At 67.1% G+C, this 26,158-nt stretch carries 23 protein-coding genes and 1 tRNA gene; 7 read left to right on the top strand and 17 right to left on the bottom strand.

What is annotated here, in order from left to right; genetic code table 11:
* Nucleotides 1-10 precede the first annotated feature (10 nt).
* The 6 genes from D571_RS0110445 to D571_RS0110420 all read right to left on the bottom strand — a co-directional run bounded on the left by D571_RS0110445 (nt 11) and on the right by D571_RS0110420 (nt 6,392).
* Nucleotides 11-961, bottom strand: coding sequence for a GIY-YIG nuclease family protein (locus D571_RS0110445; protein ID WP_018936634.1), 951 nt, complete (start codon nt 959-961; stop codon nt 11-13).
* Nucleotides 958-2,310, bottom strand: coding sequence for a restriction endonuclease subunit S (locus tag D571_RS0110440; protein WP_018936633.1), 1,353 nt, complete (start codon nt 2,308-2,310; stop codon nt 958-960). Before D571_RS0110440 ends, D571_RS0110445 begins: the two co-directional genes overlap by 4 nt.
* Nucleotides 2,307-4,286, bottom strand: coding sequence for a class I SAM-dependent DNA methyltransferase (locus D571_RS0110435; RefSeq protein ID WP_018936632.1), 1,980 nt, complete (start codon nt 4,284-4,286; stop codon nt 2,307-2,309). Before D571_RS0110435 ends, D571_RS0110440 begins: the two co-directional genes overlap by 4 nt.
* Before the next feature lie 97 nt (nt 4,287-4,383).
* Nucleotides 4,384-4,812 (bottom strand): hypothetical protein, encoded by a 429-nt coding sequence (locus D571_RS0110430; protein ID WP_018936631.1) that lies wholly within the window; start codon nt 4,810-4,812, stop codon nt 4,384-4,386.
* A gap of 16 nt (nt 4,813-4,828) precedes the next feature.
* Entirely contained in the window at nt 4,829-5,254 is a 426-nt protein-coding gene (locus D571_RS0110425) for a hypothetical protein (RefSeq protein ID WP_026287780.1), read from the bottom strand.
* Nucleotides 5,255-5,360: 106 nt separating this feature from the next.
* Nucleotides 5,361-6,392, bottom strand: coding sequence for a YafY family protein (locus D571_RS0110420; protein WP_018936629.1), 1,032 nt, complete (start codon nt 6,390-6,392; stop codon nt 5,361-5,363).
* 472 nt (nt 6,393-6,864) lie between these two features.
* On the opposite strand from D571_RS0110420, the gene D571_RS0110415 reads away from it, so the two are divergent.
* Nucleotides 6,865-7,068: a hypothetical protein gene (locus D571_RS0110415; protein WP_018936628.1), complete on the top strand. Its 204-nt coding sequence runs from the start codon at nt 6,865-6,867 to the stop codon at nt 7,066-7,068.
* Nucleotides 7,069-7,083: 15 nt separating this feature from the next.
* On the opposite strand, the gene D571_RS0110410 is transcribed toward D571_RS0110415, so the two are convergent.
* The 4 genes from D571_RS0110410 to D571_RS0110395 form a co-directional block, all read right to left on the bottom strand.
* On the bottom strand, nt 7,084-7,734 hold the full coding sequence (locus tag D571_RS0110410) for an SOS response-associated peptidase (protein WP_018936627.1): 651 nt from the start codon (nt 7,732-7,734) through the stop codon (nt 7,084-7,086).
* A 161-nt stretch (nt 7,735-7,895) separates the two neighbouring features.
* Nucleotides 7,896-8,864, bottom strand: a complete 969-nt coding sequence (locus D571_RS0110405) for an HD domain-containing protein (RefSeq protein ID WP_018936626.1) — start codon at nt 8,862-8,864, stop codon at nt 7,896-7,898.
* Nucleotides 8,854-10,089, bottom strand: coding sequence for a site-specific integrase (locus tag D571_RS0110400; RefSeq protein WP_051076178.1), 1,236 nt, complete (start codon nt 10,087-10,089; stop codon nt 8,854-8,856). Before D571_RS0110400 ends, D571_RS0110405 begins: the two co-directional genes overlap by 11 nt.
* A complete protein-coding gene (locus D571_RS0110395; RefSeq protein ID WP_019570762.1) occupies nt 10,082-10,333 on the bottom strand; it encodes a hypothetical protein in 252 nt (83 codons plus the stop codon). The genes D571_RS0110400 and D571_RS0110395 overlap by 8 nt, the downstream gene beginning before the upstream one ends.
* Nucleotides 10,334-10,433: 100 nt before the next feature.
* On the opposite strand from D571_RS0110395, the gene D571_RS0110390 reads away from it, so the two are divergent.
* From D571_RS0110390 to D571_RS0110380, 3 genes are all read left to right on the top strand, one after another.
* Entirely contained in the window at nt 10,434-10,682 is a 249-nt protein-coding gene (locus D571_RS0110390) for a helix-turn-helix transcriptional regulator (protein WP_018936623.1), read from the top strand.
* 299 nt (nt 10,683-10,981) lie between these two features.
* Nucleotides 10,982-11,058, top strand: a tRNA-Val gene (locus D571_RS0110385).
* A 97-nt stretch (nt 11,059-11,155) separates the two neighbouring features.
* Entirely contained in the window at nt 11,156-12,733 is a 1,578-nt protein-coding gene (locus D571_RS0110380; RefSeq protein ID WP_026287778.1) for a phospholipase D family protein, read from the top strand.
* A 36-nt stretch (nt 12,734-12,769) separates the two neighbouring features.
* Here the strand turns inward: D571_RS0110380 and D571_RS0110375 are convergent, their stop codons facing one another.
* Nucleotides 12,770-13,360: a cyclopropane-fatty-acyl-phospholipid synthase family protein gene (locus D571_RS0110375; RefSeq protein WP_018936621.1), complete on the bottom strand. Its 591-nt coding sequence runs from the start codon at nt 13,358-13,360 to the stop codon at nt 12,770-12,772.
* A gap of 116 nt (nt 13,361-13,476) precedes the next feature.
* Here D571_RS0110375 and D571_RS0110370 point away from each other — a divergent pair, with 116 nt between their 5' ends.
* Nucleotides 13,477-14,328 carry an ion transporter gene (locus D571_RS0110370; protein WP_018936620.1) on the top strand — a complete coding sequence of 284 codons (852 nt, stop codon included), beginning with the start codon at nt 13,477-13,479 and terminating at the stop codon, nt 14,326-14,328.
* On the opposite strand, the gene D571_RS0110365 is transcribed toward D571_RS0110370, so the two are convergent.
* The 4 genes from D571_RS0110365 to smc all read right to left on the bottom strand — a co-directional run bounded on the left by D571_RS0110365 (nt 14,325) and on the right by smc (nt 21,620).
* Nucleotides 14,325-14,639, bottom strand: a complete 315-nt coding sequence (locus D571_RS0110365) for a nucleotidyltransferase family protein (RefSeq protein WP_018936619.1) — start codon at nt 14,637-14,639, stop codon at nt 14,325-14,327. The two genes, D571_RS0110370 and D571_RS0110365, sit on opposite strands and share 4 nt — an antisense overlap.
* Nucleotides 14,640-14,741: 102 nt before the next feature.
* Complete coding sequence (ligA, locus tag D571_RS0110355) at nt 14,742-16,892, bottom strand: NAD-dependent DNA ligase LigA (protein ID WP_018936617.1); 2,151 nt, start codon at nt 16,890-16,892, stop codon at nt 14,742-14,744.
* Nucleotides 16,889-18,070: a cell division protein ZipA gene (gene zipA / locus D571_RS0110350; RefSeq protein WP_018936616.1), complete on the bottom strand. Its 1,182-nt coding sequence runs from the start codon at nt 18,068-18,070 to the stop codon at nt 16,889-16,891. Before zipA ends, ligA begins: the two co-directional genes overlap by 4 nt.
* Nucleotides 18,071-18,101: 31 nt before the next feature.
* Complete coding sequence (gene smc / locus D571_RS0110345) at nt 18,102-21,620, bottom strand: chromosome segregation protein SMC (RefSeq protein WP_018936615.1); 3,519 nt, start codon at nt 21,618-21,620, stop codon at nt 18,102-18,104.
* A gap of 146 nt (nt 21,621-21,766) precedes the next feature.
* On the opposite strand from smc, the gene queF reads away from it, so the two are divergent.
* Both queF and D571_RS0110335 read left to right on the top strand, forming a co-directional pair.
* The gene (gene queF, locus D571_RS0110340) at nt 21,767-22,189 is read left to right on the top strand and encodes a preQ(1) synthase (RefSeq protein ID WP_018936614.1); all 423 of its coding nucleotides are present in this window, start codon (nt 21,767-21,769) and stop codon (nt 22,187-22,189) included.
* Nucleotides 22,190-22,197: 8 nt separating this feature from the next.
* Nucleotides 22,198-23,511: an FGGY-family carbohydrate kinase gene (locus D571_RS0110335; protein ID WP_018936613.1), complete on the top strand. Its 1,314-nt coding sequence runs from the start codon at nt 22,198-22,200 to the stop codon at nt 23,509-23,511.
* A 21-nt stretch (nt 23,512-23,532) separates the two neighbouring features.
* Here the strand turns inward: D571_RS0110335 and D571_RS0110330 are convergent, their stop codons facing one another.
* Nucleotides 23,533-24,705, bottom strand: a complete 1,173-nt coding sequence (locus D571_RS0110330) for an aminotransferase class I/II-fold pyridoxal phosphate-dependent enzyme (RefSeq protein ID WP_018936612.1) — start codon at nt 24,703-24,705, stop codon at nt 23,533-23,535.
* A complete protein-coding gene (gene der, locus D571_RS0110325; protein WP_018936611.1) occupies nt 24,689-26,155 on the bottom strand; it encodes a ribosome biogenesis GTPase Der in 1,467 nt (488 codons plus the stop codon). The genes D571_RS0110330 and der overlap by 17 nt, the downstream gene beginning before the upstream one ends.
* Nucleotides 26,156-26,158: the final 3 nt, after the last annotated feature.

The following is a 26,158-nucleotide window of genomic DNA, read 5'->3' as shown; positions in this document are numbered from 1 at the left end:
CTCCCCGAAATTAAGACTCGTCGGCGTCGGCCCCGGCCGCCTCGCTGACCAACTCGTCCTGCCACTCCCCGTAGGACTGGCCGGTGTCTTCGCGCTTCCATTCCGCACGGCCGTTGGCTGTCCTTCCGCTCACCATAGCAGCCGCCGCACTGGGGCTGGAAAACGCATAGTCTCGCGTGAACCGGAGCAGGCCATCCCCGCCTTCCGCAACGACCCCTTCTTCACACAGTTGCTGGTGCAGGCGCTGATAGCCGTGGGCTGGCCCTACCCACGCGGATCGCGCCTGAGAGCCCTCCAGCACAAAGAACTCCCCCTCTGTCTCCTGGCCATACGCAGTAATGCCGTGCTTGGGCAGGGTCATGCGGAACCGGGGCGATTCCCGCACCTCGGAGGTGTCACCAGCCAGACCCTCCACGGTATCGCGGGAAGGCGGCCGGCTGGCGTCGCGCAGGAACTCGAAGCCGAGTACGGGCAGGACGGTGCGGATCTGCTCCAGGAAGAAGGCCATGTCGGCCTGATCGGCCTCGGGCAGGCCAATGTAGTCGTGGCGGGTGTTGTTGTTCAGGGTACACCGGCCCACCTTCTGGGCCTGTTGGATCAGCAGGCTCTCCAGGTATTTCACATGGGCCTTGGTCAGGTTCTGGTCCTTGCTGGTGATCAGGCAGACCTTCTCCCAGAAGTCCTTGCCGCCCTGCTCCTCGGTGCGGTTGTGCTGCTTGAGCCGCTTGCCGACATCATCCGACTCCCCGATGTACACCTGCGGGCGGGCACTGTTCTCCGCGTCCGGCCCGACCAGAAAGTACACGCCAGTGCGCCCGCACTCCGGGCGTTGCACCAGCTCGCTCAACTTGCCCCGTGGCCCGGTAAGCACATGCCCGGTCCAGTTCATGATCTCCGCCGTCAGCAGCCCGTGCGGCGTGCCGTCCACCAGGAACAGGCGGATGCTGCGGCCCTGGGTCATTGGGCACCGCCTAGTGCCGAATATCCGGCCGACTCCTCAGCGACCATCGCCAGCTCCGGCTCGTCCGTCTCGGCCCCGCCCCCCCAGTCGCGCACGTCGATCTTGCCGGTGACAGCGGCAGAGATCAGCGCTGAACGTCGTTCGTCTAGGATTCGCACCGCCGATTCCCCTTCCTGGAGCAGCCTGTCTATTGTCTGTATCTCCTTGTCTATCTGTGCCACGATCTCCCTTTGTTCCTCCGGTGGGGGCAGAAGAAGGTGAAGCTCATTCAGAGATTCTCGGTTGATTTTTGGCATCGCCACCCGTTGCGATTCCATGACGGCGAATCGAGAAAATGGTTCCGATAAGATCGTCCACAACAAAAAACAGTTGTCCAGGCTGTGTCGGGCTCTCAACGGGTACATATCTGCACTACAAAGGCACGGCTTGTCTGCCAGGCAAGCCTTGCGCAAAGCCGGCCGGATCTTGCTGTAAACAACGTCTCCTGGGCAACATAGGTACTTTCCGCTCTCGGCGCCCTGGCTTTCTGCGCTTTCTTGCGCGATCAAACGACCAGTATTGGATTCAACATGGTTCGGTGCCACGAGAACCATTTCCCGATACGGTTCTTGTTTGGGGTCTACTTGACCTTCCGAAATCTGGACAACTCTGGAAAACTTCACGACCTCCCAATGCGCCGGCACCTCGCCCAGCCATTCGACGCCGGAGTCCTTCATGGGCACGTTGGGGTCGAGGCCCTTGGTGACGGCGTGGGAGATCACCGCCTGCCGCTTCTCCTTCAGCAGCTCGATCAGCCGCCGCTGCTCCTCGATCAGCGCATCGATCTTCCCGGTCTCGTGGTCGAGGAAGGCGGCGATAACAACCTGTTCGTGAAGACATGGCACATATACCCGTTGCGCCAAACTTTCTCTCTTAATGTGCTTCATGGTGCTGCCATGAGCATCGAAGTCGGCCAACCTAGGTGCGACGTGCTTGATTACATAATAGAGGAATTTTTTCACCGCCTCCCGCGAGGGGGTTACTTTGAATATGTGCTGATTCAGCCATGCGTCGCCCCCGTACCAAATAAATGCATCGATGGTCGCTGACCACGAGAACAAAAGATCCCCATCATTGACTTTGTTTCTTTCATCGATATGTCCGAAAAACAAAGCGGGTTCGCTTTCGCCGGTCAGCTGAGCAATCCGAATAATAGGCAGCCCTTCTTCACCACGATCTTCGGGCTTAAATGGGTACCCATTGAAATAATCGCCGAGGAACTTCAGAGCTGTCTTATTCCAATGCGCCGGCACCTCGCCCAGCCATTCGACGCCGGAGTCCTTGTACTCGGGATACTTGGGGAAGCTCACGCCGACAGCTCCTCGATCATCTGCTTGATGCGGGTGGTGACAGCCTTCAGGTCGGCGTCGATCTCTTCCAGCGGGCGCGGGGGCTGGAACACGTAGAAGTGGCGGTTGAAGGGGATCTCGAAGCCGACGATGCCGATCTCGCCGTCCTGTTCGTCGCGCTTGTCCTCGTCGATCCAGGCGTCGGGGACGTGCGGCTTCACCTCGCGCTCGAAGTACTCGAAAACGTCCTCGCCCAGCGGGACGTTCTCGGTGTCGCGAAGGTCGCTGTCCGGTTCCGGGTTGCCCTTCTTGTCGGTGCAGATGTCGGCTTCCGGGTCGCGTTCGCTCAGGCCGTTCCATACGGCCTTCAGCGCGGCGGCGGGCAGCTTCACGTCCAGCGCCTTCAACTGGGCCTTCAGGTCATTCAGGAAGGTCTCGCGGTTGGTGTATACGCGCTCGGCGTCCAGCCGCTCGCAGGCGGCCTGCACACCCAGGCGGGTGGTCTCGTCCAGTTTCTGGATCGGCTTTTCGGCCAGCATGCGTTCGATGCGCTCGGGGCTGGCCTGGAAGTTCAGGCGCAGCGGGCGTTCGACCGTGATACGGCGGTAGCCGAAGGCCTCGTTCGGGAAGATCTTGCTCTTGGCGCTCTCTTGGAAGGCGCCGTAGCTGCGCACGATGGCGTCGATGTTGGCGTCGTCGATGTACTGGCGCTTGGAGCCGAGCGACTTGCGCATCTTGGCGTAGCGCTCGGTGGCGTCGATGAGCTGCACATGGCCGCGGCGTTCGGCCGGCTTGCGGTTGTTCAGCACCCAGATGTAGGTGGCGATGCCGGTGTTGTAGAACATGTCGGTGGGCAGGCCGATGATGGCCTCCACCATGTCGTGCTGCAGCAGGTAGCGGCGGATCTCGGACTCGCCACTGCCGGCCCCGCCGGTGAACAGCGGCGAGCCGTTGAGGATGATGCCGATGCGCGAGCCACCCTCCCGCGGGTCGCGCATCTTGCTGACCAGGTGCAGCAGGAACAGCAGCGAGCCGTCGGACACGCGCGGCAGGCCGGGGCCGAAACGCCCGTTGAAGCCCTTGTGCTTGTGCTCGTCGGTCACCTGCTTCTGGACCTTCTTCCACTCCACGCCGAACGGCGGGTTGGCGAGCATGTAGTCGAAGTGCTCGTCCGCGTGCTGGTCGTCGGACAGGGTGTTGCCGAGCTTGATGTTCTCGACATCCTGGCCCTTGATCAGCATGTCCGCCTTGCAGATGGCGTAGGACTCGGGGTTCAGCTCCTGCCCGTGCAAGGACACGCTCACATCCTGGCTGATCTGCTGGATGTACTCCTCGCTCTCGGACAGGAAGCCGCCGGTACCGCAGGTCGGGTCGTACACGGTGACGATGCCGTGCGGCTGGAGCTTGTGGTCCTGCCCCGTGAGCACCAGCGAGGTGGTCAGGTGGACCACGTCACGCGGGGTGAAGTGCTCCCCGGCGGTCTCGTTGGAGCTCTCCGCGAACTTGCGGATCAGCTCCTCGAACACGAGCCCCATGCCGAAGTTCGAGATGCGCGCCGGGCGCAGGTCGATGGCGGCGAAACGCTGCACCACCTGGTACAGGAGGTTGTGAGCGGAAAGCTGCTCGACATAGTCCTCGAAGTGGAAGTGATCGAAGATCTCGCGGGCGTCCTTACTGAAGGACTGGATGTAGCTCATCAGGTCCTCGGCCGGCTGCGTATCCGAGAGGCTGACCAGCGACAGGGGCGAGGTATTGAAAAACGGCTGCTCCGATGCGCGCAGCAGCAGCTTCTCCCGCACGGCATCCGGCTTCTGCTCGTGCTCCCTGGCGGCTGCAAGCACCGTGTCCTTGGTTGGCTCCAGCACGCACTCCAGCCGCCGCAGCAGCGTGAACGGCAGGATCACCCGCCCGTACTGCGACTGCTTGAAGTCCCCGCGCAGCAGATCCGCCACCGACCAGATCCACGCCGCCGTCTCCGAATGGTTCTCCGTGTTCAACTGCTGCTCTCCTGCTCGCGATGTCACTTCCCGAGGAAGATCATGGGATTTTAGGCATTGTCCAGCAAATCCAGACCGCTCGCGACCTTTGCGGGCGCTAGTTCGGGGCCCGGCGCGTCCTCAGCGCAACGCCCGTGAGGAGACCGGCGCCCCCGAGCAACGCCATCATTGCCAGATCGCCGGGATCGAACGTTCCGGGCATCAGGCCGAACCGCTGCAGCACTTCGAGGCCCCAGGTCAGCAGAATGCCGATCGAAAGGTAGAAGCCACCCGCCAGGCTGCGCAGCGGCCAGACGACGGCAATCACCGCGATCACGGCAAACGCCCACAGCCCGTTCGGCAGGTTGTAGATGGCCCAGTCCGGCATGAGACCCGCCGCCGGACCGAGCAACGCCCGGAGGAACCGGTACAGCTCGCCCAGCCCGGACGATTCCAGCCAGGACACGAAGATCAGCGTCTCCGGCCGGAAGCCAATATAGATCAAGGCGCCCGGAAGCAGCGGCACCAGCCCCAGCAGGACGGGCACCGTGTACCCCGGCCCGTCACTCCGCCTGACAGCCGCGGATGACCACATTGCCGAGTTTTCCACTGACCCGCCCCTTGAGGGTTATTCGATCACCGGAATCCACGCTGGCCGCCAGACCCGCATCCGACTCCGCCAGCATGCACTGGATGCCCACGATCGGGTTGTCCGTCTCGAACGTGATGTAGGGCGTGTCCGCAATATCGCGCCCGATGTTTTCGACGATCCCGGTGACGGCCACTACGGTATCGGCATAAGCCTCGTCGGCCCTGACTTCGTTGGCGTCATATTCCGCAAACAGCTCCTGCGCCGACACCCGGTGCTCGACCTCCATATCCTCGACTTCGCGTGCGGTTCCCTCTTCGTCGTAACTGCCCAGCGCCAGCGCCACCATCGGCGCCAGTGGGCCGACGGTCAGCAGATGCCTTTTTGTTTGAGGTTTCATGTAAATCCCTTTTTCAGTGATCCGGGTGCAAGGTCATGCTGAACCTTCCGGGCGACAGCCATTGTCGCCCGGAATCTCCGACTCTTCTGGGTGGACGAACGGGGGGTCAGGAATCGGCGCCACCATAATGGTCCCGTGCCGTCTTCAATTCCTCGGCGATGGCCTCACGCAGATTCGTCGGGCCAAGCACTTCGACCCCCGCGCCCAGGCCCAGCAGCCACCATTTCAGGTGCGCGGTGTCGCGGACGGTGGCCGTGACGCGGGAGCGCTCGCCGTTCCCTTCGGGCTCGATGGTCTGGTCGTCGGACAGGCGCGCTTCGTGCAGGTGGTAAGCCAGCGCCGGACTCACCCGAAGTTCGATGCGAATGGTCTCGCCCTCGGGGTAATCGAATGCGCCTTCCTGGATGAGCTGGTCAAGATCGAAGCCGGCGTCCGGATCGCGCGCCGTCACTTCGGTCAGCGCCGCGGCCTCGATCCGGTGTGCGGCGAGATGCAGCACGTCCTGGTGCGGCTCGATGGTGGCCAGGAGGTAGGTGACCGGCTCGCGGAACACCAGCGCCAGAGGGTGGATGCGGTGGTCTCGCACCCGCTCCTTCGAGCGAGAGCGGTAGGTGATGTCGAGGCAACGGCGTTCCAGCAGGCCCTGTTGCACGGTCGCGAACACGCCTTCCGGGATCGGCGGCGGATCCAGTGGCGGACCGTTGGGGAGGATGCGCACCCGCTCGGGCCACAGACTCAGGCCGGACGACTGACCCGTGGCGTCCAGCACCTCCCGCGCACGGGCGACCTGCGGTGCCAGCCGTTCCCGGGCTGACGGCGGCAGCAGGCGCGCTGCGTGAGCATCCAGGATCTGCAGGGTGAGCGCCGTCTCGGGATCCAGGGCAGGCATATCCTGCAACGGGGCGTCGGCCAGCCAGTACCAGCCATACGGACGGTCCCGCTCGTCGCGTCCGAGCGGTAGAAATGCCGAAAGCGATTCCAGGTCCCGTTCGATGGTCCGCAGGGTCGTATCCAGACCCCGCGCCTGCAGGCGTTCAACCAGTTCCGGTGCACTCACCCGGCGGGGCTGCCTTGGCACCATGCCCAGCAGCAGCATCCGCCGCTGCAGCGTCGCGCGCATTCCGTTGCCCGGGGTCATCTCCCGTCCATCCCCTGTCCGTCGGTTGTCACGCTCACGGTGGAGCCTGCCAGCCGGTCATCACCGGCGCAAAGACGCGACGCCAGTACTGCGCAGCGGGGGCATGACCAGACCAGCGATTAGCGAGGCAGATCGATTTCATGCCGAATGCGCCCGTCCGTATCGCGAATCCGCGTCGGCGCGGAGCCCGGCCCCTCCTCCACGGTGCCACGGATCCGGCCGTCCGCACCGCGGATGTAGGTCGGCCCCGGCGGCTGCTCGTCGATGTAGCCGGTGATGCGGCCGTCAGCGCAACGAGCAGGAAGGCAAAAAAGGCTTTGAGAACGTCCATGGCAACCCCGGCGAATGGATTTCCGCTTCAGGATGGCCCATCCGGACGTCCGTTTCTGTCGCCCGGCCGCGGGAACATGGCCTGCAACGCACGGGCCGAACATGCATACCCGTCCGAATGACCCCGGAAGCGAGTGCCCCCATGTCCAGCGAAATCGCCTTCAAAGAATTGGTTCTGCACCCCGAGTTCGTTCGCATCCGGGATGGCTCGCGCGTGGTCCTGCTGCACGAAAGCGAGTTTGTGCAGATGCTTGCGGCGCTGCGCCAGTACGAGGCCCTGCGGGACCACTTGGGCGGCGATCCGCTGGTGGACGCGGACCAGGAACGGGACGAGGATCGCGAATAAAGGCTCTGGAGCCCATCAGGGAATCGCTTCGATCAGCGACGGGTCGTCCTCAGCGGGCCGGTTCACCCGGGTGGACACCGGGTGATACCGGAGGGCGTCGGGGGTCAGGCGCTGCGTCCGTGTTCGGATCGCTTCCCGTTCGGTGAGTGCCGGGTCCAGCCAGTCCCAGCGGCAGGACGCATCGAGCAACAGGGGCTTGCGGTCGTGGATATGCGCCAGGCGGCCGGATGCGGGTTCGGTAATGATGGCGCAGCAGGCGCCGCCGTCGGCGGTGGGCTCCCAGATCCCCGCCATCATCAGCACGCCCTGCGGCGCGTCTTCAGCCAGGGTGATGTAATACGGCTGCTTGCCCTGCTCCGTCCGCCGCCACTCGTACCAGCCGTCGGCCAGCACGATGCAACGGCGATGCGCGAACGCCGCGCGGAAATACGGGCTGGTGGCCACTTTCTCGGCCCGCGCGTTGATGGGCCGGGGGCCCTCCTCGACGCGTTGGGGACGAAAGCCCCAGAACATCGGCTGGAAGGCGGCCCGTCCATCGTCGCCCGCACGGAACCCTTCCAGCTCCGTCCCCGGCGCGACGTTGTACCGCGGTGCGTCGAAACCCGCATCGACCGGCACCTGGAAATAGCGCATGGCCAGCTCGCTGGTCGCGCTGTAACGCGTCATTCGCCCGCACATGGAGCCAGCATGCCACGAGAGCCGGGCGAGCCGTAGGAATCGCCCTCGCATCGCCCTACGCCGGGATGCTCATGCGAAGCCGCATCTCCGAAGTTTTCGGTTGACCAAAAGAAAAGGCGGGGACTCGCCCCGCCTTTTCCTCCATCCCCTTAAGTACTCCCCAGCCAGCCGGCCGGGCGTTCGGGATCCCTCGGGGGCATCCATACCGCGCGCCCTCCGCAGAACCGATGCCAGTAGCCCTTACGGCCCGCACGAAGTGCCCGCTGCGCAACATCCGCCTGAGCGCTGCACTGGTCGACCCCCTGCACCAGGGCCGCCATCGGGGCGCCATAGGTCTCGCCGCTGCGGTAGGCGGCGATGGTGAGCCAGAGCGCGTCATGCGCATCCCGGTCCCGCTTCCGCAGCGCGGCCATGGGTTCCTGCAGGTGATATTCGATCAGCCGCTCGTGGCGCTTTTCCGGAATACGGTGCGCATCCGGGACGGCGCACTTCCCCACATCGTGAAAGAGCGCCAGCAGGATCCCGGCTTCCCGCATGCAGGTGGCCACGCTCATGCGCTCGGTGGCCACGGAGACCGCTTCGGCCACTTCCAGGCTGTGATTCAGCAGACCGCCCCGCTCCGCATGATGGCAGCGGCCCGAGGCCGTGCCGGTCACGAAGCTGATGGCGAAGTTGGGGTCGGAAAAGACGTCCCGAACGAACGCTCGATAGCCTTCGGTCTCCAGGCCTTCAACCAACTCGATCAGGCGGCCCAGGTCCTCCGGATGCGGCGCGCGGTGCGCCGGCAGAAGGTCCAGCGCATCCCGTTCGCACGGCGGTTGACCGTAATCCGGGTGCGCGACCAGCACCCGTTGCCCTTTGGGCGTGTCCGCCGTGTGCAGCGAGAGGTCCCGGAGCTGGCCGTCCACCAGACCGTGGCCGGCCCAGTCACCGCACCGGGCAAACGCCCCGACCCATCCGGAAGAGTCATACAGGCGCAGCCTCAGGTACGGCTCACCGCTCGGTGCCGTCCCTTTTTCGAAGATCTCCACTCGTGCCGACAGGTCCACCGGTTCGTGGCAGGCGATGTCGTCGAGCTCCACGAACATCTTGAGGTCTTCCACGGTTTCAGCCTTCATGTTCCACCTCCCTGCTGCTGTCGACCGTCCCGCCCTGCAGGCGCATACGCAGGAGCTGGTCGATGGCGGACCCGTCCTGGCGCGTCAGGTTGGGCACATAACGCGAATACACCGTGAACAGCATCTTGGTGTTGGAATGCCCCATCTGCCGGGCAATCCATTCCGGGCTCTCGCCGGCCGCCAGCCACAGGGTCGCGGCCGTGTGCCGCGTCTGGTAGGGATTGCGGCGCTTGAGTCCGGCCTTCTTCAGCGTCGGGTACCAGACCCGGTTGTTCACGTTGCGGTACGCAATCGGATACCCGTACCGGGTGGAGAACACGTAGCGGCTGCGGTGGGTCTCCGGGCGCTGACGCATGGCCTCGCGTTCCTCCATCAGCGCTCGGTACACCACGTCGGACATCTGGATCGTCCGCGTCGAACCGTCGGTCTTGGTCGTGGTCTCCTCGCCCTGCACCCGGGCCGACTGCACCAGGATCTCCCGACGGTCGAAGTCGACGCAGTCCCACTTCAGCCCGTCGATCTCGGACGTCCGCATGCCGGTGAAGAAGCGGACCAGGAAATACCCGCGCCATTCCGGCGGCGCGGCATCCAGAAACCGCTGGACCTCCTCAAGCGAGAACGGATCCACCTGCGAACGCCCGATCCGCATGGGCTTGATGCCCTGAAACGGCGTGTTAAAGTCAAAGCGGTCGGCGGCTTCCTCCAGAATCTGCTTCGTTACGTTCAGAATCTGGTTGATCCGAGACGCGGAGAGCGCCTTCCCGGTATCGCGGTTCACTTTGGCGAGTTGTGCGCGATACTGGAGAATTTCGGATTTCTGGATGTCGCCGACCTTTCGGTCCCCGAACTGCGGGACCACGTGCTTCGACAGGATGTCGGTCACCTTCGTCTGGTACGAGGGCTTCCACAGCGGAGCATTTTCCGCGAACCAGGTGTCACTGAACTCCCGCATCGTGGGCTGATCCGCGGACGCCTCGGGACCGCTCTCCTGCGAAACGACTGCATCCGGCTGCGCGAAGCGCTGCGCATTGCGGCTGTTCGGGAAGGTCTTGGCGTAATCGAAGACTCCCAGCTCGATTTCCGCCTCAATCTTCTTGAGCGCCCGTTCCATGGCGCGCCGGTTCTTCGGCGTATCCTGCAGTTGGGAATACTCCCGGCACCGCTGGCCCCGATACCGAAAATCGAAGAACAGCTTGCCGTTGTGGTGTACGCGAACACTAGGCATGGCACACCCCTCCCCGGGCCATCGGGATTCCGAGGCCCTGCTCGGTCTGGGTCACGGGCTGGTTCTCCAGCAGCGTTTCTTCGACCTTCTCCCAGATAATGAGGTACTTGCGGCGGTCAAAGGCACGGACGAAGTGCACGCCTTCGACCAGATGCTCTTTCATGATCACGTTCCGGAAATACCGGGTATTGAACTGCAGTCGCGCTGCAGCCTGCTCTGGCGTAAGATACGTGTTCTGATTCACAGAAGTCTCCTTTTGTTGACGTATGTTAACCATACGTAACGAATACTACAGAACACGAACGTTCCTGTCAAGAACGTTTGTTAGCCAAGAGGCACGAACAATGATCCGATTTCGTCTGAAGGAACGAATAGCGGACAAGGCGTTTCAGGAGGGTCGGCGCATCACGCTGGAGGAGATCTCCAAAGCGACTGGCGTGAACCGGACCAGTCTCTCCAAGATGGCGAATCAGCGGGGTTACAACGCGACCACGGACAGTCTTGACGCTCTCTGCGCCTATTTCGACTGCCAGGTGGGGGACCTCGCCGAATACGTCCCGGACAGCGATGCGAGTGGCGAGGGTGAATCGTGAGATGCTCCGAAGAGCGGCTCTTGGGCCCGTTCCGGGTGGTGCTCACTTTGGCGAGCCGTTTCCAAGACCTGTCGAAGGGCGTGGGCCACAAAATGGGCTACATGTGGGCTACAGATGGGCCAAAGCCGTTCGAGAGGCTTCGCGCTGGACGCCCGTTCTTCACTTCTGCCGTCCCTGACATCGACTGACGGACTCCGCGAGAGCGTTGCGTCTGCCCGAAAAACCTCGTAGAGACAACATCTTGAAGATCCCTTTGACACACCTGAAAGACGCTGTAGAATACGCGGCTCGGACACGACAGGCGCGTAGCTCAGTTGGTTAGAGCACCACCTTGACATGGTGGGGGTCGGTGGTTCGAGTCCACTCGCGCCTACCAGATATCTGAAAGGCGAGCCTGACATGTTCCGGCTCGCCTTTTTTACGCCCGGATTCCCCGGATCGGGACCGGGCCGCCGAAGATCGGGGCGGTCGGCATGGGGTCGAGGATCAGACTCAGGGCTTCAATTACGGGTCTGGCGGTACTGTTGCTGGCCTCCGCCTGTGCGCCACTGGAGCCGCGCGGCGAACGTCCGTCGAATCCTCCTCCCGTCGAACCGGCCGCCGAAGGCCCCCTCGCAGAATGGCTCGCCCCCCGTCTCGCCGATGCCCCGGATGAATCCGGCTTGCGCCTGCTCGATGACGCGGTGGAGGCCTTCCAGTGGCGGGCCTTCAGCGCCCGCAAGGCCCGGGAAACCCTGCATGTCCAGTACTACATCTGGCGCAACGACGCGGCCGGGCGGGCCCTGCTGGGCGAGCTGCTGCGCGCGGCCGATCGCGGGGTAGAGGTATCGGTCCTGCTGGATGACATCGACGCGCGCGGGCGCGACGACGTCCTGAGCGCGGTCGACGAGCATCCCAACATCGACATCCGCCTGTTCAACCCCTTCCGCACCCGGGGCGGCCTGTTCGGTCAGAGCGCGGAATTCCTCGTCCGGGGCGTGCTGCTCAACCGTCGCATGCATAACAAGGCCTGGGTAGCGGACGGCCATCTGGCCATCATCGGCGGGCGGAACATCGGCGACGAATACTTTGACGCCAGCCCGGAATACAACTTCGCAGACCTCGATGTGGCGATCGCCGGACCCATGGCCGTCGAGGTCGATGCCTCCTTCCAGACGTACTGGAACAGCCGCGGAGCCATCGACATCGCGCAGGTCACCTCCCGCAGCCCCGACCCCGAACGCCTCCAGAAACACCGCGAGGCGCTGCAGGACTGGCTGTCCACGCAGAATGACCATCCCCTGCTGCAGAAGACCCCGGCGGGCCGCCTGCCCCCTGGGCACATCGACGCCGACGATGCCTACGTCTGGACCCGGGCCGCCGATTTCGTGGTCGATCCGCCGGCCAAGGCGCTGGATGGCCGCGAATTCGACGCCGAGCGCGACGACGGGGTCACCTCCGCACTGCGGGCCCGCTTGGCCGGGGTCAGCGACGAGCTGCGCATCATCTCGCCGTATTTCGTGCCCCGTCGTCAGGGTACGCGGGAGCTGGTGGAACTGGCCGAGAGCGGCGCGCGCGTCAGCGTGCTGACCAATTCGCTGGCGTCCAACGACGTGGTGTTCACCCACAGCGGGTACTCGCGTCGCCGGTCGGCGCTGCTGCGGGGCGGCGTGGAGCTGCACGAGCTGCGCCCCACCGCGCTGCCCAATGGCGAGGAACGGGCGCAGCGCTGGGGAGTGGGTTCGTCACAGACCAGCCTGCACACCAAGGCCTTCGTGATGGATGGCCATGAGGCGTTCGTTGGCTCCTACAACCTGGACCCGCGTTCGGCCTACAGCAACACCGAATCGGGCGTATTCCTGCGCGACCCGGCCCTGGTGGGCCAGGTGGTGGAGATGCACGAGCGGATTATCCAGCCCGAATTCTCCTACCAGGTCGAACTGGACAGCGAGGGTAACCTGCTCTGGCGGGACGACGCGGGGCGCACCTGGAATCGCGACCCGAAAGCCGGGCCCATGCGTCAGATCCTGTCGGACTTCACCATCCTGTTCCCGGTGGAGCGGCTGTTGTAGCGCGCACGGGCCCGGGGTCCGGCTCGCGCCAGGGGCTCAGGCCGGGCGCCGGCCGACCACCTGGACCACCGCGCCGCGTCCGGTGTGGTAGACCCCTTCCAGCACGTCGCGCTCCAGCTCGTGGGCATAATCGAACTCGAGCCCGTCCAGCTCGTCGGTCAGGGCGTTCAGATCCATCATCATCTCCTCCACCGGCGGCCCGCCCGTACCGTGGGCCAGCTGCGCCGGGGTATAGGCCTCGAGGATGAAGGTCCCGCCGGGACGCAGTCCTTGCACCACGTCGGCATGGACCCGGCGGCGGATCTCCGGCGGCACGTGGCAGAAGATGGACACGATCAGGTCCCAGCCATCCGGCTCGATGCGGTAGTCGGCCAGATCGGCCACCTCCGTCCGGATCTCCACCCCACGCTCGACGGCCAGGCGTTCGGCCTTGTGCAGCCCCACCAGCGAGCTGTCGACTGCCATCACGTCGAAGCCCTGCTCGGCCAGATAGACGGCGTTGCGTCCCTCGCCTTCGCCCAAACACAGCGCATCGCCCGGCGGCAGCGTGGCGACCGCTTCGCGCAGGAAGTCGTTCGGCTCGGTGCCATAGGCGAACTCCTCGCCGGCATAACGTTCATCCCACATCCTTTAACTCCTTGCCTTGCCTGTCCCGTCGTTCGTTGCCGCTGGCGCGGGTTTGCCCTACTCTTTGGCCGCTTCACGCCAACGGATACCGCGGCCTCAGCCGACACCGGACCACCATGACCGAAACCGCCACCCTGCGCAGCCGCCTCACGACCCTGATCGAAGCGAACTATACCCAGCGCTTCATCATCGGGCTGATCCTGCTGAATGCCGTGACCCTGGGCCTCGAGACCTCGCACACGGTGATGCAGTGGATCGGGCCGGTCATCACCAGCGCCGACGCGATCATCCTGTCGATCTTCACCGCCGAGGTGCTGACGAAGATGTTCGTCTATCGCCTGCGGTTCTGGCGCAATCCCTGGAACGTGTTCGATTTCTTCGTCGTCGGCATCGCGCTGATCCCGGCCACCGGCCCGTTCTCGGTGCTGCGCGTGTTGCGTCTGCTGCGCCTGGTCTCGCTGGTACCCAAGCTGCGCTTCATCGTCGAGGCGCTGCTGCGCGCGATCCCGGGGATCATCTCCATCATCGGTCTGTTGCTGTTGATCTTCTACGTGTTCGCGATCATCGCCACCGGGCTGTTCCGCGAAACGCATCCCGAGATGTTCGGCACGCTGGGCGCGACCATGTACAGCCTGTTTCAGGTGATGACGCTGGAAGGCTGGTCGGAAGACGTGGCTCGCCCCGTCATGGAGGAACACCCCTGGGCCTGGGCGTTCTTCGTGCCGTTCATCCTGATCGCCACGTTCACCGTGCTCAACCTGTTCATCGCCATCATCGTGGATGCGATGCAGCGCATGCACGATCGTGCGGTCGAGATCGAAAAGCAGGCCATCCACGATAGTGTGCACGAGGAAAACAAGGCTCTGCACAATGAACTGCAGGCACTGCATGAGGAAACGACGGCGCTGCAGGAACGCCTGACCCGGATGCAGAACCTGCTGGAACAGCGATCACGCGAAGGACGTTAGCCGGCCTCCCCGGCCCCCGCCAGCGGCACGCATTCGGACCGGATGCGGGCCGCGAACTCCTCCGATATCCGGTGCGCATCCACCACATCCACCGGAAACGGCAGATCCGATTCGGCAAGATCGGCCTCCAGCTCCCCGAGGATCGCAAAATCCAGGACCTCGCCGGCTTCCACCAGCAGGTCCAGGTCCGACTCGGGCGCGCTGTCCCCGGTGGCGCGCGACCCGAACATCCACACCCGCGTCCCCGCGGGCAGATGCCGGTGCACGAGACGCTCCACCACCTCCCGCTGAGCGGGCGTAAGATCAACCATCCGGATGCTCCAGTTTCTCGATCAGGGACTGCACGGCGGGAAGAAGGTTTCGGGCCGTCTGGTACACCTCTTCCGCCACGGCTTCGTAATCGGTGCGGGAAGTCATGTTGCGGGCTCCGAGAAAGGCAAACCCCTGCGCGCTTCCGGGGCTTCGGACTCGGCCAGCAGATCCTCGCCTTCCAGCAACCTGGCCAGTTCCTCCGGGCCCAGCACCGGGACACCCAGTGATTCGGCCTTCGTGACCTTGGAGCCGGGGTCGGCGCCCGCGATGACCGCGCTGGTCTTCTTCGAGACCGAGCCGGTGATCTTCGCGCCCATCGCCTCCAGACGCGCCCGCGCCTCGTCGCGGTTCATCGCCTCCAGGGTACCGGTCAGGACGAAGGTGCGCCCGGCCAGCGGGGCCTGCGCGGCCTCGTCCCCGGCGTCACCGGGCGGGGCCGGCGCCGGCTCCGGGTCCGGCCAGTGCACGCCGGCCGCACGCAGGGCTTCGACCACCTCGCGATTATGCGGCTCGGCGAAGAAATGCACGATGTGTTCGGCCACCACCGGCCCCACGTCCGGGATCGACTGCAGGGTCTCCGCGTCCGCCGCCATCAGGGCATCCAGGTCGCGGAAATGCGCAGCCAGGGCCTGCGCGGTGACTTCGCCGACCTCGCGGATGCCGAGGGCGAAGATGAAACGCGCCAGCGTGGTCTCGCGCGCGTTCTCCAGTGAGCGCACCAGGTTGTCGGCCAGCTTCGGCCCTACCCGTTCCAGCTGCTGCAGGGTCTCCGCGTCCAGCGCGAACAGCTCCGCCGGGGTGCGCACCCGCCCGCTGTCGACCAGCTGTTCGATCAGCTTCTCGCCGAAGCCCTCGATGTCCATCGCGCGGCGCGACACGAAGTGCTTGAGCGCCTCGCGCCGCTGCGCGGGACACACCAGCCCGCCGGTGCAGCGCGCCACCACCTCGCCTTCCGGGCGCTCCACGTGCGAGCCACATTCCGGGCAGGTGGCCGGGAGCTCGATCGCGCGGGTCTCCGCCGGCCGTTCGCCACCGGCGCGGCCAACCACCTCCGGGATCACATCCCCGGCGCGGCGCACGATCACGCGGTCGCCGATGCGGATATCCTTGCGCTCCACCTCGTCCATGTTGTGCAGGCCGGCGTTGGACACCATGACCCCGCCCACCAGCACCGGCTCCAGCCGCGCCACCGGCGTCAGGGCCCCCGTGCGCCCCACGTTGAACTCGACATCGCGCAGCGTGGTGGTGCGTTCCTCGGCCGGGAACTTGTGCGCGATCGCCCAGCGCGGGGCCCGCGACACATACCCCAGCACCTGCTGGTCCGCCAGATCGTCGACCTTGTACACGATGCCGTCGATCTCGTAATCCAGATCGCGCCGCCGCGCGGCCAGCTCGTCGTAATAGCCCAGGCAGCCCTCCACCCCGGTCACCACCCGGCGCTCCGGGCACACCGGCAGGCCAAGCTCGCGCAGGGCGTTCAGCACCGCCGACTGACGCCCGGGCAGCACACCGCCCTCGACATGGCCCACGGAATAGGCAAAGAAACTGAGTGGCCGTCTCGCGGTGACCTTGGGGTCCAGCTGGCGGAGGCTGCCCGCCGCCGCATTGCGCGGATTCATGAAGCCGCGTTGCCCCTCGGCCTCCAGCCCCTCGTTCAGGCGGAGAAAATCCGCCCGGCGCATGAACACCTCGCCACGCACCTCCAGCACGGCGGGAATCGTCCCGCCAACGGCCTGCGCCCCGGCCGGATCCAGACGCAGCGGAACCGGGCGTACGGTGCGCATGTTGGCGGTCACGTCCTCGCCGGTCTCGCCGTCGCCGCGGGTGGCGGCGCGCACCAGTACCCCGTCCTCGAACAGCAGCGAGATCGCCAGCCCGTCCAGTTTGGGTTCGGCCATGTAGGTGACGGCCTGCTCGGCACGTGCCGGATCACCGCTCTCGCGCGCCAGGCGTTCGCGTACCCGGCGGTCGAAGTCGTGGATTTCGTCCGCCTCGAAGCCATTCGCCAGAGACAGCATCGGCAGGCGGTGACGCACCGTCGCGAAGCCCTCGGCCGGCTGCGCGCCCACGCGCTGGGTCGGCGAGTCCGGAGAGATCCATTCGGGGTGCGCGGCCTCCAGCGCCTCCAGCTCGCGCAGGAGTTCGTCATATTCCGCGTCGGAGATCTCGGGGTCGTCGTGGACGTAGTAGCGCCGGTTGTGGTGTTCGATCTCCCGGCGCAGCGCCTCCAGGCGCTCGCGCTCGAGACTCATCGCGCCCCACCACGGCGCAGGATGTCGGGCCGGTTACGCAGCAGCCACTGGTTGAGCTCCTCGCGCATGTGCGACAGCGTCTGGTTGGTGGCGGTGGACTGCTGCGCATCGAGGATGGTGCCGCCCAGGTCGCGTGCCAGCGCGTGGGCATTCTCCAGCAGCGCCTCGAACGCGCGCTGTGGGTCGGCGCTGTAATGCACCTGGGTGAACAGGGTCACCCCGGGAGTCATCATGTCCGCGAGGTCCTCGTCGCGCAGGGTCCCCGGAGCCACCATATTGGCTACCGAGAACAGCGGCTGCCGGCTGTCGCTGGCCGGCTCGTGATAGTGGTAGATATCCATGGCACCGGGCTGCAGGCCCGCGCGCTCCAGCGCCGCCCCCAGGGCCACCCCGGTGAACGGCTTGTTGCGCGGCGCCACCACGTGCAGCAGCAGGATCTTCTCCTGCAGCGAGGCCGAGGCGGCCCGCGGGTTCGGACCGACCTTCCGGGGCTCGGAGACGTACTCGCCCAGACTCTCCGGATCGGGCGGTTCCGGCCCCTCGATCAGATCGGGATCCAGCTCATGATCGGGATCCAGTTGATCGCCACCTTGCGTCTTCTTCGCGCGCATTCCGTCCAGGGCATCCGCGCCCCGGCGTGCGGCCCCGCGCAGCCGCCCCATCAACCCGGCACCCCGGCGCCGGTGCTCCTCTTCCTGTCGAGGACCCTTCTCCGGTGCCGGCCGGGCCTCCGGTGCCGGGGCCGGTTCGTCCTCGCGCGTCGCGCGCAGGTCGCCGCGGTAATCGGTCTCGAACGCCACGTCATCGCCGGCATCGGCCTCGGGGCCGCGAGGCTCCTCATCCTCCAGCACCCCGTAGATGTCACTCACCGGATCCCGGGCTTCATTCCGCCTCCCGGCCTGCGTCGTCGGTTCGAACGGGTCATCCAGTTCCGGATCCATATCCGGTCCCGGGGAGGTCACGCCCAGATGCGGCTCGCGCCGTCCGCCCGTCACCCTCGGCCCGGCATCGGTGGCATCCGAACCGCCCGCGCGGATGTGCACGGCATCCTCGTCCCAGTCACCCAGGTCCTCGCCCTCGCCGCGTCCGCGCGAGCGCGTGCGCAAGCGATGGGTGATCCAGATCCCGGCGATCAGGACGATGCCCAGCAGCAGCAGACTCAACCGCATCCAGTCCACGATATCCCTCGTTCGTTGCGCGCCGGGGCGGTCAGGCCCCGGCCAGTTCCACGGCTTCGTCGACATCCACGCTCACCAGACGGGACACGCCCGGTTCGTGCATGGTAACGCCGATCAGCTGTTCCGCCATGGACATGGTCGACTTGTTGTGGGTGATGAAGATGAACTGGATCCGCTCCGACATCTCCCGCAGGAGCTCGCCGAAGCGGCCCACGTTGGCCTCGTCCAGCGGGGCATCCACTTCGTCCAGCATGCAGAAGGGTGCCGGATTCAGCTCGAAGATGGCGAATACCAGCGCCGAAGCCGTGAGCGCTTTCTCACCCCCGGACATCAGATGGATGGTGGACAACCGCTTGCCCGGCGGGCGGGCCATGATCGCCACGCCGGTGTCCAGCAGGTCGTCGCCGGTCATCTCCAGGCGCGCCTCGCCCCCGCCGAACAGGCGCTGGAACTTCTCGCCCAGGCCGGCGTTGACCTTGTCGAAGGTCTCGCGGAACAGCGTGCGGGTTTCGCGGTCGATGCGCTGCATCGCCGCCTCCAGGGTCTCCAGCGCCTCGATCAGATCGGCGTGCTGTTCCTCCAGGTAGCGCTGGCGCTCTTCCAGCTCGCGGGCCTCGTCGATCGCCGCCAGGTTGATCGGGCCGAGTTTTTCGATCGCCCGGTCCAGCTCGGCGATCGCCCGGTCCCAGCTCGCGACGTCCGCATCCTCCGGCAAGCCGGACGCCAGCTCGCGCGCGTCAAAGCCGGATTCCTGCAGCTGTTCGCGCAGCTGTTCCAGCTGCGTGGCCCGTGAACGCTGATCGAGCCGGTACTCCTCACAGGTCGAGCGCTGCTGTTCCACCCGCTGTTCCAGCTGCGTCAGCTCGCCGGCCACCTCGCGCAGGGCGTGGTCGCACTCGTCCATCCGCGCACGCGCCTCGTTCAGCGCGGACTCCGCGGTCTGCCGCGCCTCGGCGGCCGCCTGCAGGTCCGCCCGCCACCGTTCCAGCGGACCGCGCCGACCCTCCAAACCCTCGCGCAGGCGCTGCTGGCGCTCGCGATCCTCGCTCAGCTGGCGCTCCAGGCGTTCACGCTCGCTCTGTTCGCGCTCCAGCCGATGGCGCGCCTCCTGCTCGGCCAGGCGTGCCCTGCCCGCGGCATCGCGTGCCGAACGGGCCTGTTCACGCGCCTGCTGGCGAGCCTCGCGGGTCGCGGCCACGCGGCCCTCCACCGCCTCGCGGTCGGCCTCCAGGCCCTCCAGACGCTCCAGCGCGCGGTTGCGCTCGGCTTCGGCCTCCTCGAACTGGGCCCGCGCGCGTTCGTCCTCCTCGACCACCTCCTCCAGCTCGCGGTCGATGCGCGCCTGCTGCTGTTCCAGCTGGCGTGCCTGATCGCGCAGTCGCTGGACCCGATTCTCGCCGTCCTGCAGCTGCTTGCGCAGCTCCGCGATGCGCGCATCGACCGCTTCACGCGCCGCACGCGCCTCGCCGATGCGCTGCTTGCGCTGCGCCAGGGATCCCGCCAGGGCCTCGCTGCGCGCCTGCAGTTCGTCGCGCTGCTGCTCCAGCTCGCGCGCCAGACGCACCCGCGCCACGGCCCCGCTGACCTCGGCCTCCAGCGTGCCGTGGGCCAGCCAGCCCGGGCCCAGCCAGGTCCCGGCGCGAGTGATCACGCTCTCACCGGGACCGCACTGGCGAGCACGTTCCCGTGCCGCCTGCGCATCCTCGGCGCAGTAGATGCCGGCCAGCCAGCGCCGGACCGCCACCGGACCGCGCAGCTTCGCGGCCAGGCTATCCGCGGGCACCGCTTCGTCCGGCGCCGCCGTCCCGTCCAGCCGCCGCAGCGGTGCCTCCGGCAGTTCCGCCAGCGCCGCGGCCTCGAGGGTCAGCGGATCGCCGGCCCCTTCGGGGACCTCGGCCTCCAGCCAGCTCCCCAGCACCGCCTCCACCGCGGTGTCCCAGCCGTCCTCGACCTCCAGCGCCTGGACCAGCGGGCGACCGGCTTCGATGCCGTGGCGGCGCGCCCATTCCTCGCGCCGCTTGCGGGTGGCCTCGGGATCGGCCTCGCCGCCGAAGGATTCCAGTCCGGCCAGGCGCCCCGCCACCTCGCGGTGCTCGCGCTCCACCGCATGGGCGCGATCCTGCTCCTCGGCCTGTTCCGCCTCCAGGCGCTCGAGCTCGGTGCGGGCCTCGGTACTGCGCGCCTGCTCGCCCTCGAGGCTCTCGCGCAGTTCGGCCAGCTCGCCCTCCACGCGCTCGGCCTGTTCGCCGGGATGGGTCTGCGGCAGCGCGGCCTTTTCGGACTCCAGCTTCTCGCGCCGGCGCGCGAGGCGCTGGCGGGTCTGTTCGGCGCTGTCCATGCGCGAGCGGGCGACCTGCGCGGCCTGGCGCGGCTCGGCCAGGTTGCGCTCCCACTGCTGCTGCGCCTCGCGCGCCGCCTGGTCCGCCTGTTCGGCCTCTTCGGCGGCGGTCTCCAGGCGCTGCTGTTCGGCTTCGGCGCTTTCCAGCTCCCCGCGAAGACGCTCGCATTCGTGCTGCGCCGCGTCGATGCGCCCGGCCACCGCGGTCTGCTGCTCGCCCGCCGTGCGGATGCGCGCGTCGAGATCCTCCAGTTCGCGGGTCTCGCGCTCCAGTTCGGCCTCGGCGTGACGGATGGACTGCTCCAGGCGCGAGACCTCGGCGGCACGGTCGTAGTACGCGCTCTGGGCCGCGGAGACCTCGGCCTCGCGTTCCGCGCGCTGCGCCCGCAGGGTCTCCGAACGGGTACGGGCGTTCTGCGCTTCGGCCTGCAGGCGGGCCAGCTCGGTCTCGGCGGCGGCAAGCTCGGCGCGGCGGGCCTCCAGCGCGGCCTCCTCGGCCTGCAGCCGCAGCAGGATGACCTCGGCCCGCTTGCGCCGGCGTTCGGCGGCCAGTTCCTGATAGCGTTCCGCGGTGGCCGCCTGACGATTGAGACGCTCCGCCTGCTTGCCGACCTCCTCGCGCAGGTCCTCCAAGCGTTCCAGGTTCTCGCGGGTGTGGCGCACGCGATTCTCGGTCTCGCGCCGGCGCTCCTTGTATTTCGAGATCCCGGCGGCCTCTTCGAGATAGGTGCGCAGTTCTTCCGGGCGCGCCTCGATCAGCCGCGCGATCATGCCCTGCTCGATGATGGCGTAGCTGCGTGGCCCCAGGCCGGTGCCCAGGAACAGATCCACGATATCGCGCTTGCGCGCGCGATGGCCGTTCAGATAGTACTTCGACTGCCCGTCGCGGGTGAGCGCGCGCTTGACTGCGATCTCGGTGTAGGCGCTGTATTCGCCACCCAGCCGCCCTTCGGAATTGTCGAACACCAGTTCGATACTGGCCTGCCCCACCGGCTTGCGGCTGGAAGAGCCGTTGAAGATGACATCCTCGGAGGAATCCCCGCGCAGGTGCTTGGCGGAAGACTCGCCCATCACCCAGCGCACGGCGTCGATGGTGTTCGACTTGCCGCAGCCGTTCGGGCCGACCACGCCCACGCGGTTGCCCGGCAGCACCAGCGTGGTGGGATCCACGAAGGACTTGAATCCGGCCAGTTTGATTCGGGCGAGGCGCACGTGGGGATCCTGGGTGTTCCGCAGCCTGAGGTTTACGGGCGTAGAATGGTACACGCTTGAGCGCCCGAGGTGACCCCGACGCGGTCCCGCATGCGGCGCATCCCCGCCATTCCCGAACCGCAACCAGCCGAGACGAGAACGCATTCATGCCCAGCCAGCCGAGCAAGACCCTGGATACCTTCGACAATCCCGCGCCGGACAACAACTTCGCGATCTATATCCGGATCCCGGAGTTCACCTGCCTGTGCCCGGCGACCGGGCAGCCGGACTTCGCCGAGCTGCACCTGCAGTACGTGGCCGACCAGCGCTGCGTGGAGCTGAAGTCGCTGAAGAACTACATGTGGTCCTTCCGCAATGAGGGGGCCTTCCACGAGGCCGTCACCAACCAGATCCTCAACGACCTGGTCGCGGCCACCGATCCGCGGTTCATGCGCCTGACCGCCAACTTCTACGTGCGCGGCGGGATCTACACCACGGTGGTGGCCGAACATCGTCAGGACGGCTGGACCCCGCCGCAGAGCGTGACCCTGCCCCCGCCGACCCGCAGTCCGCAGGGCTCCGAGTACTGACCGCCGGCATGTACCCGCACGCGATCGGTCTGGATCTCGGGACCTCCGGGGTGCGCGGCGTGCTGCTGGATCCCGAGGGTCACACGCAGGCCAGTGCCCGCCGCACGCCGGCCCCCGATGCCATCCGCCGGGAGGGCGGGATGCACGAGCAGGATCCGGCGGCCTGGTGGGCCGCACTGACCGAGGTGCTGGAGGAGCTGGTCCCCGCGCTGGATGGCGAACCCGCCCGTATCGCGGTCGACGGCACCTCCGGGACCCTGGTGGCAACCGACGAGACCGGCCACCCGGTCCTGCCCGCGCTGATGTACGACGATCGCCGTGCGGCCACGGTGGTCCCCCGCCTCGAGAGCCTGGCGCCGCCGGAGGCCGCGGTGCATTCGGCCTCGTCCTCGGCCGCGAAACTGCTGTGGCTGCGCGAGACGCGCGGCCTGTCGGGCGTGCGCCGGGTGCTGCATCCCGCCGACTGGGTGGCCGGGCGCCTGCGCGGGCTGTACGACCGCATGGACGAGAACAACGCCCTCAAGCTGGGTTTCGACGTAATCGAGCGGGAATGGCCGCAGTGGCTCAAACACGCGCTCGGACCCGATGCCGCCTTGCTTCCGGAAGTGGTACCGGCAGGGACGCCGCTGGGCCCGGTGGATCCGCATCTGGCGGCCCGGCTGCAGCTCAACCCGGCCTCGCGCGTGGTTGCCGGTACCACCGACTCGATCGCCGGCTTCCTCGCCACCGGGGTGCGCGATACCGCCACCGGCGTGACCAGCCTGGGCTCCACGCTGGCGCTCAAGCAGCTGTCCCCGCAGCCGCTGTTCGCGCCGCAGCTGGGGGTCTACAGCCACCGGCTGGGGGATCGCTGGCTGGCCGGCGGCGCCTCGCACAGTGGCGGGGCCGTGCTGCGCCGGTTCTTCGACGACGCGACCCTGCAACGCCTGAGCGAGGCGATGGACCCGGACAGCGACAGCGGCCTGGACTACCTCCCTCTGCCCGCGCCCGGCGAGCGGTTCCCGGTCAACGATCCGGACCTGCTGCCCCGCATGGAGCCCCGCCCGACGGACGATGCGCGTTTCCTGCAGGGTCTGCTGGAGGGCATCGCGCGCATCGAACGGGACGGCTACGCCCGCCTGCGGGAACTGGGGGCCCCGCCGCTGGAACGGGTACTGAGCCTGGGCGGTGGCGCGCGCAATCCCGCCTGGCAGCGGATCCGGGCACGCATCCTCGGGGTTGCGGTGGAGGCCGCCGATACCGACGAGGCCGCGCTCGGCAGCGCGCGCCTGGCTCAGGGCCGCGCCCTGGCCGATCTGCACGACCGCGCCCCGCGCGCCTGAGCCCGACCTGGCCTCCCGGCCTCAGGCCAGCACGCCGCGCAGGCGCTCAACCGCCTCGCGCAGCCGCTCCTCGCCATGGGTGTAGGCAATCCGCAGGTGACGCGCGCCATCCGCCGGGCTGAAGTCGGTGCCGGGGGTCAGCGCGACCCCCGCCTGATCGAGGATCCGGGCACACAGCGCCTCGGAGTCCTCGCCATGGGCACTGCAGTCGGCGTAGATGTAGAACGCCCCCTGCGGTCGTGCGCGCACCACCAGACCCAGATCCGGCAGGGCCTCGAGCAGGACATCGCGGCGGCGTTCCAGCTCGCGCACCCGCTGCTGCAGCTCGGCCTCGGTATCCGGCCGGAATGCGAACATCGCCGCTGCCTGTGCCACGGAGGACGGTGCCACGAACAGGTTCTGCGCCAGCCGCCGTACCGGGTCGATCCATGACGGCGGCACCACCATCCAGCCCAGCCGCCACCCGGTCATGGCGAAATACTTGGAGAAGCTGTTGATCACCACCACATTCGGATGCAGTGCAACCGCGCTGCGCTCCGGCTCGCCGAACACCAGCTGACCATAGATCTCGTCCATGATCACCAGCCCTCCGCGGGCCTCCACCACCGCCACGATCTCCGCAAGGGTCTCGCGCGGCAGGCAGGTGCCGGTAGGGTTGGCGGGCGAGGCGAGCAGCACCGCCCGGGTCTGTTCGCTCCAGGCCGCGGCGACCGCCTCGGGCGTCGGCTGCCAGCCGTCCTCGGGCGACACCACCAGGGGCTTCGGCCGCGCGCCGCGGGCGGCCACGAACTGGCGGTTGCAGGCATACCCGGGATCCGGCAGCAGGACCTCTTCGCCGGGATTCACGCCCGCGGCCAGCGCAAGCAGGATGCCGGCGCTGGCCCCGGAGGTGACGACGACCCGATCGGGATCGACCTCGGCGCCATGGCGCTCGCGGTAGTCATCCGCGATGACGCGGCGCAGGTTCTCGCGTCCGTGAGCCGGGGTATAGCGGGTCTCCCCCGCGGCCAGCGCCACCTCGCCGGCGGCCACCACCTCGCGCGGGGTCACGAAATCGGGTTCGCCCACCTCGAGGTGGATGATGTCACGGCCGGCGCGCTCGGCCGCCTGGGCGCGGTCGAGGATGTCCATCACGCGGAACGGTTCGACCACCCGCGCGAAATCGGACAGCGCGGGCTCAGCGTTTGCGGACATGGCGCATCAGTCGCTTGCGTTTCTGTTGCTGGCGCGGCGTCAGCTTGTTGCGCCGACCGGCATAGGGGTTCTTCCCGGACCGGAATTCCAGACGCAGCGGAGTACCCACCAGCTTCAGCTGACGGCGGAAGAAGTTCTCCAGATAGCGCTTGTAGGCACCCGGCAGACGGTCGGTCTGGTTCCCGTGGATCACGATCACCGGCGGGTTCTGCCCGCCCTGGTGCGCATAGCGCAGCTTGATCCGCCGCCCGCTGACCAGCGGCGGGGCATGCTCGGCCACCGCGGCCTCCAGCAACCGGGTCAGCTCCGGGGTGGAGATGTCCACGAACGCACTGGCGTGGGCCTCGCGGACGTCGTCCAGCAGGTGGCCGACATTGGTCCCGTGCAACGCCGAGATCAGCCGCATCCGCGCGTAATCGACAAACCCGAGGCGGCGCTCCATCTCGGACCGGACCCACTCGCGATCATCCGGGTCCATGCCATCCCATTTGTTCACCGCCAGCACCAGCGCCCGTCCCGCATCGATCACCAGACCCAGCAGGTGCGCATCCTGATCCGAAAGCCCGGCTCGGGCATCAATCACCATGATCACCACGTGCGCGGCCTCGATCGCCTGCAGGGTCTTGACCACGCTGAACTTCTCCACGGTCTCGTGGACCCGCGCGCGGCGCCGCACCCCGGCGGTATCGATCAGGGTGTAGTCCTGGTCCTCGCGCGAGAACGGCACGAAGATGCTGTCGCGCGTGGTCCCGGCGACCTCGGTGGCCACCACGCGTTCGTCCCCGAGGATGCGGTTGACCAGGGTGGACTTGCCGGCATTGGGCCGCCCGACCACCGCCACGCGGATCCCGGGCCAGTCGTCCAGGGCCGCCTGCTGGGCGGCGGCGTCCAGCCCGTCACTGGCCGCGTTTTCATCACCGGACGCGTCATCCCCGGCGTCCGGCTCGCGCGCCCGTCCCCGGGCCACGTCGTCGCGCACCGCCTGCATCAGGGCACGCACGCCGCGACCATGCGCGGCGGCGATGGGGGTCACCTCGCCCAGCGCCAGGGCATGGAATTCGGCGCTGACCACGTCGGCATCCAGGCCGTCGGTCTTGTTCACCACCACCCGCGTCTGCGCGCCGCTGGCCCGCAGCTGCTCCGCGATGGCCTCGTCCTGCGGCGTCAGGCCGTCGCGGGCGTCCACCAGCAACAGCACGTGATCGGCCTCGGCCACCGCGCGGCGGGTCTGTTCGGCCATGGCGCGGTCGACCCCTTCTTCCTCGCCGGAGAGGCCGCCAGTATCCACCACCATGTAGGGAAATTCGCCCACGCGCCCGATGCCGTACTGACGATCGCGCGTCAGTCCGGGCATGTCCGCCACCAGGGCGTCGCGCGAACGGGTCAGCTGATTGAACAGGGTCGATTTGCCCACATTGGGGCGCCCGACCAGCGCAACGACGGGGATCATGAG

The sequence above is a fragment of the Thioalkalivibrio sp. ALJ24 genome (assembly GCF_000377785.1).
Taxonomy (GTDB): Bacteria; Pseudomonadota; Gammaproteobacteria; order Ectothiorhodospirales; family Ectothiorhodospiraceae; genus Thioalkalivibrio.
Note: the sequence above shows the minus strand (reverse complement) of the source record. Positions and strands in the feature narration are given on the sequence as shown.

Coding starts and splice junctions, on each gene's coding strand:
- D571_RS0110445 (WP_018936634.1), bottom strand. CDS start 961: ATGACCCAGGGCCGCAGCATCCGCCTGTTCCTGGTGGACGGCACGCCG.
- D571_RS0110425 (WP_026287780.1), bottom strand. CDS start 5,254: ATGAAACCTCAAACAAAAAGGCATCTGCTGACCGTCGGCCCACTGGCG.
- D571_RS0110420 (WP_018936629.1), bottom strand. CDS start 6,392: ATGACCCCGGGCAACGGAATGCGCGCGACGCTGCAGCGGCGGATGCTG.
- D571_RS0110415 (WP_018936628.1), top strand. CDS start 6,865: ATGTCCAGCGAAATCGCCTTCAAAGAATTGGTTCTGCACCCCGAGTTC.
- D571_RS0110410 (WP_018936627.1), bottom strand. CDS start 7,734: ATGACGCGTTACAGCGCGACCAGCGAGCTGGCCATGCGCTATTTCCAG.
- D571_RS0110405 (WP_018936626.1), bottom strand. CDS start 8,864: ATGAAGGCTGAAACCGTGGAAGACCTCAAGATGTTCGTGGAGCTCGAC.
- D571_RS0110400 (WP_051076178.1), bottom strand. CDS start 10,089: ATGCCTAGTGTTCGCGTACACCACAACGGCAAGCTGTTCTTCGATTTT.
- D571_RS0110390 (WP_018936623.1), top strand. CDS start 10,434: ATGATCCGATTTCGTCTGAAGGAACGAATAGCGGACAAGGCGTTTCAG.
- D571_RS0110380 (WP_026287778.1), top strand. CDS start 11,156: ATGGGGTCGAGGATCAGACTCAGGGCTTCAATTACGGGTCTGGCGGTA.
- D571_RS0110375 (WP_018936621.1), bottom strand. CDS start 13,360: ATGTGGGATGAACGTTATGCCGGCGAGGAGTTCGCCTATGGCACCGAG.
- D571_RS0110370 (WP_018936620.1), top strand. CDS start 13,477: ATGACCGAAACCGCCACCCTGCGCAGCCGCCTCACGACCCTGATCGAA.
- D571_RS0110365 (WP_018936619.1), bottom strand. CDS start 14,639: ATGGTTGATCTTACGCCCGCTCAGCGGGAGGTGGTGGAGCGTCTCGTG.
- ligA (WP_018936617.1), bottom strand. CDS start 16,892: ATGAGTCTCGAGCGCGAGCGCCTGGAGGCGCTGCGCCGGGAGATCGAA.
- queF (WP_018936614.1), top strand. CDS start 21,767: ATGCCCAGCCAGCCGAGCAAGACCCTGGATACCTTCGACAATCCCGCG.
- D571_RS0110335 (WP_018936613.1), top strand. CDS start 22,198: ATGTACCCGCACGCGATCGGTCTGGATCTCGGGACCTCCGGGGTGCGC.
- D571_RS0110330 (WP_018936612.1), bottom strand. CDS start 24,705: ATGTCCGCAAACGCTGAGCCCGCGCTGTCCGATTTCGCGCGGGTGGTC.
- der (WP_018936611.1), bottom strand. CDS start 26,155: ATGATCCCCGTCGTTGCGCTGGTCGGGCGCCCCAATGTGGGCAAATCG.